The sequence below is a fragment of the Methylobacterium sp. WL116 genome, from assembly GCF_008039455.1.
Taxonomy (GTDB): Bacteria; Pseudomonadota; Alphaproteobacteria; order Rhizobiales; family Beijerinckiaceae; genus Methylobacterium.
Genome location: NZ_VRUV01000488.1, coordinates 1 through 3,426 on the forward strand (window position 1 = coordinate 1; position 3,426 = coordinate 3,426).

General features: G+C 71.8%; 3 protein-coding genes and 1 pseudogene. All 4 read right to left on the minus strand.

From position 1 onward, the window contains the following. Window positions 1–820: tRNA (adenosine(37)-N6)-threonylcarbamoyltransferase complex ATPase subunit type 1 TsaE (tsaE, locus tag FV223_RS23240; protein ID WP_246689770.1), on the minus strand; the 820-nt coding region annotated here is incomplete at its 3' end. A gap of 302 nt (window positions 821–1,122) precedes the next feature. After that, window positions 1,123–2,382 (minus strand): EAL domain-containing protein, encoded by a 1,260-nt coding sequence (locus FV223_RS23245; protein WP_147729209.1) that lies wholly within the window; start codon window positions 2,380–2,382, stop codon window positions 1,123–1,125. Between the two features lie 244 nt (window positions 2,383–2,626). Next, the gene (locus FV223_RS23250; RefSeq protein WP_147729210.1) at window positions 2,627–3,286 is read right to left on the minus strand and encodes a methyltransferase; all 660 of its coding nucleotides are present in this window, start codon (window positions 3,284–3,286) and stop codon (window positions 2,627–2,629) included. Then, window positions 3,283–3,426: pseudogene (locus tag FV223_RS32035) on the minus strand (glycosyltransferase family 1 protein); the annotation flags it as partial. The gene FV223_RS23250 and the pseudogene FV223_RS32035, both read right to left, overlap by 4 nt.

Consider the following 3,426-nt stretch of genomic DNA (forward strand, 5'->3'; position numbering starts at 1 on the left):
TCGCCTCGGCGTAGCGCTCGGGCCGCGGGCCGGCGGCGTCGACCACCGGCTCGGTGCCGAGGTCCTCGAGGATCAGCAGCCCGGTGTCGAGGTCCTCGCCGTAGATGCGCGGCGCCGAGAAGCCGAGCGCCCGCAGGCCCCGGTCGATCGCGACGAAGGCGTGGACGCTCTCGGCGAGCTTGACGATCGCGCTGTAGGGCTTTCCGTCGCGCACCGGCGGCCCGTCGGCGCGCGGCGGCGAGATCATCAGCACCGCCGACCGGCCGTCGGGATGCGTCAGGCGCTCGTAGGCGCGCGACGACGCGTCGCCCTGCATCAGGGTGCGGGTCGCCTCGTCCCAGCCGCTGCGGGCGAGAAGGGCGCGGACCGCGCGCGCCCGGTCGAGGCGGGCGCGCATGCCCTCGGTGCCGGAGATGCGGGCGAAGCGCGAGCCCTCGCCGAACTCGGGCCGCAGCGACAGGTCGATCGACAGGACCGGCCCCTCGCGCGGCGGAAGCCGCTCGGGCCACTCGACCAGCGTGATCGCGGCCTCGGTCATCTCGTCGAAACCGAGCTCGACCAGCTCGTCGGCGCTGCGCAGCCGGTAGAGGTCGGCATGGACGATCGCGCCGAGGCGACCCTCGTAGGGCTGGATCAGCGTGAAGGTCGGGCTCGGGACCTCGAGGCTCGGATCGTCGGCAAGCTCGCGGATCAGCGCGCGCGCCAGCGTGGTCTTGCCGCCGCCGAGGCCGCCCGAGAGCGCGACGAGGTCGCCCGGCATCAGGAACTCGGCCAGGAACAACCCGAGATCCTCGGTCGCGCCCTCCTCCGGCAGGACGATCTCCCAGGCCGGCGGCTGCGCGTCCGCGGGGGGCGTGCCCGGCGAGGGGGCTGCGCCCGAGACGGCACCCTGCCGGTCGTGATCGGGATCGTCCTCGCCCAAAACCGTCAACCTCCGAGCGCCGATGCGCGGCGCGGCCTTGCAACCGTACCGGTCTATCGGAGGATCCTTAACCGAACTTCGCGAAAACGCGCATCCCCGCACGGGGCGGCACCGGTCGCGACCGGCGCGGCGCGGTCGAAGCCGGTCGTCGCGATGAGATCGGCCGGGAGTGCGGGACAGCTCTGCCCATCCGCGGCCGGTCACGCCGCGGCGATCTGCGGCGCGTCGCCGCCGGCGGCCTTCCAGCTCCGGATCAGGGCGAGGGTGTCGGCCAGCGGCACCGGGCAGCCATAGAGGTACCCCTGGCCGTAGGCGCAGCCCATCTCGGCGAGCGCGGCCGCCTCGGCCGGCGCCTCGATGCCCTCGGCCACCACGGGGATGCCGAGCTCGTCGGCGAGCACGAGGATGGTCTGGATGATCTTGCGGTTGCACGGGGTGGTCAGCATCGCCCGGACGAAAGCGCGGTCCACCTTCAGGGTCGTGATCGGCAGCTTCGACAGGTAGCTCAGCGACGAGTAGCCGGTGCCGAAATCGTCGATGGCGATGCCCATGCCCGCCTCGCGGCACACGCTGAGGGCCTCCGTGGCGCCCGCGGGATCGCGCATCACCGTGCTCTCGGTGATCTCCAGCTTCAGCGTCGCGGGGGCGATGCCGGTGGAGCGCAGCATCTCGCCGACCATCGCCGGGAAGCTCGCGCGGGCGAGGTCGTAACCGGTGACGTTGATCGAGAGGAACAGCGGCCCGTCGGCGGCGCCCGGGTTCTGCAGGGCCGCCATCATGATCTCCGGCATGATCCGGCCGACCTCGGAGACGACCCATTCGGTGATCTCGACGATCAGCCCGCTCGATTCGGCCACGGGGATGAACGTCATCGGCGGCACCAGGCCCTGCTCGGGGTGGCGCCAGCGGATCAGCGCCTCGAAGCCGGCCAGCGTTTCGGTGCCGAGCCGCACGATCGGCTGGAGGAACAGCTCGAACTCGTCGCGGTCGAGCGCCCGGCGCAGGGCGCGCTCCATCATCACCACGGAAATCGCGGCCTGGAAATCCGCCTTGAGCGCCGGCGAGGGCTCGACGGCGACGGGGCGCGCCGTCACGGCCGGGGCATGCGGCTTCAGCAGCGCGATCGCGTCGCGATAGCGGGCCATGACCACGCCGAGGCACAGGCGCAGGATCGGGTCCGCCTGCAGGAGGCGATTCTCGATCTGCGCCTCGGAGATCGGGACGAGGACGCAGTCCTCGATCGCCCGCGCCGAGGTGGGGCGCGGGCCCGAATCGAGGATCGCCATCTCGCCGAAGATCTCGCCGGGGCCGCGCTCGGCGAGCGGTTGCTCGATGCCGTCGCGGCGCAGGAAGATCGCGGCCCGTCCGGCGACGATCAGGTAGGCCACGGTTCCGGGCTCGCCTTCCTCGAAGATCGCGCTGCCGGCGGGCAGCGTGATCGTAGCGTTGGGATCGTTCATCGTCCGGTCCATGTCCCACCGAAACTTCAGGTGGCCTGGAGCGAACTTTGCCCGACGGACATTAATCAACCTACAATTCGTTCGATCCCAAGCCGCGCAATACATACCGCCGCGAACGAATGCTGCGGCAGCGAAAAACGATCGATGACGTTGCGGCGCATACAACCACTGGATGGTCAGGCGAATACTATCTCCGATAGAAATCCGCATCGCCGGCCATCACCGGCGGCCTTCGGCGGCGCGATCACGCGACGAAGCGCCAGACGTGGCTCTGATTGATCTCGGCATCCTCCAGCGCCCGCGTCACCGGCACGGCGTAGCTGGCGATCGCCTCGAGGCGGGCGCGCGGCAGGTAGCTGCGGCCGGGATCGCCGATGAGCACCGTGGTGCCGGCCGCGTGCAGGCGGCCGAGCCAGTCGCCGACCGCGCCGGCGAGGTCGCGCTCGTAGAAGATGTCGGCGGCGAGCACGAGGTCGACGTCGGGCACCGTGCCGATCAGGTCGGCGGAGGAGGTGGCGATGCGCCCGGAGACGCCGTTGGCGGCGGCGTTCAGCGGGATCGCCGCGATCGCGAAGGCATCGAGGTCGCTGGCGAGCACCGAGGCGGCGCCGGACCGCGCCGCCGCGATCGCCACGAGGCCGGAGCCGGAGGCGAAGTCGAGCACGCGCCGGCCGGCGGCGATTTCCGGGTTGTCGAGGAGGTAGCGGGCGAGGGCTTGCCCGCCGGCCCAGGCGAAGGCCCAGAACGGCGGCGGCAGGCCGATCTCGGCGAGCTCGTCCTCGGTCTTCTGCCACAGCTCCGTCGCCTCGTCGGCGACGTGGAGCACGATCTCCGGCGCATGCGCCACCGGCAGCAGGCGGGTGTTCGCGCGGATGAAGGCGGCGGCGTTCTCCGGCGTGATCATGGCCCGAGCAGCTCGCGATAGAGGCCGCACACGGCCTGCGCCACCGCGTGCTCCGAGAACCCGTCCTCGACGATGCGCCTGCGGGCCGCCGCGCCGAGGGCGGCCACGCGATCCGGATCGCCCGCGAGCCGGACCAGGGC

Coding starts and splice junctions, on each gene's coding strand:
- FV223_RS23245 (WP_147729209.1), bottom strand. CDS start 2,382: ATGAACGATCCCAACGCTACGATCACGCTGCCCGCCGGCAGCGCGATC.
- FV223_RS23250 (WP_147729210.1), bottom strand. CDS start 3,286: ATGATCACGCCGGAGAACGCCGCCGCCTTCATCCGCGCGAACACCCGC.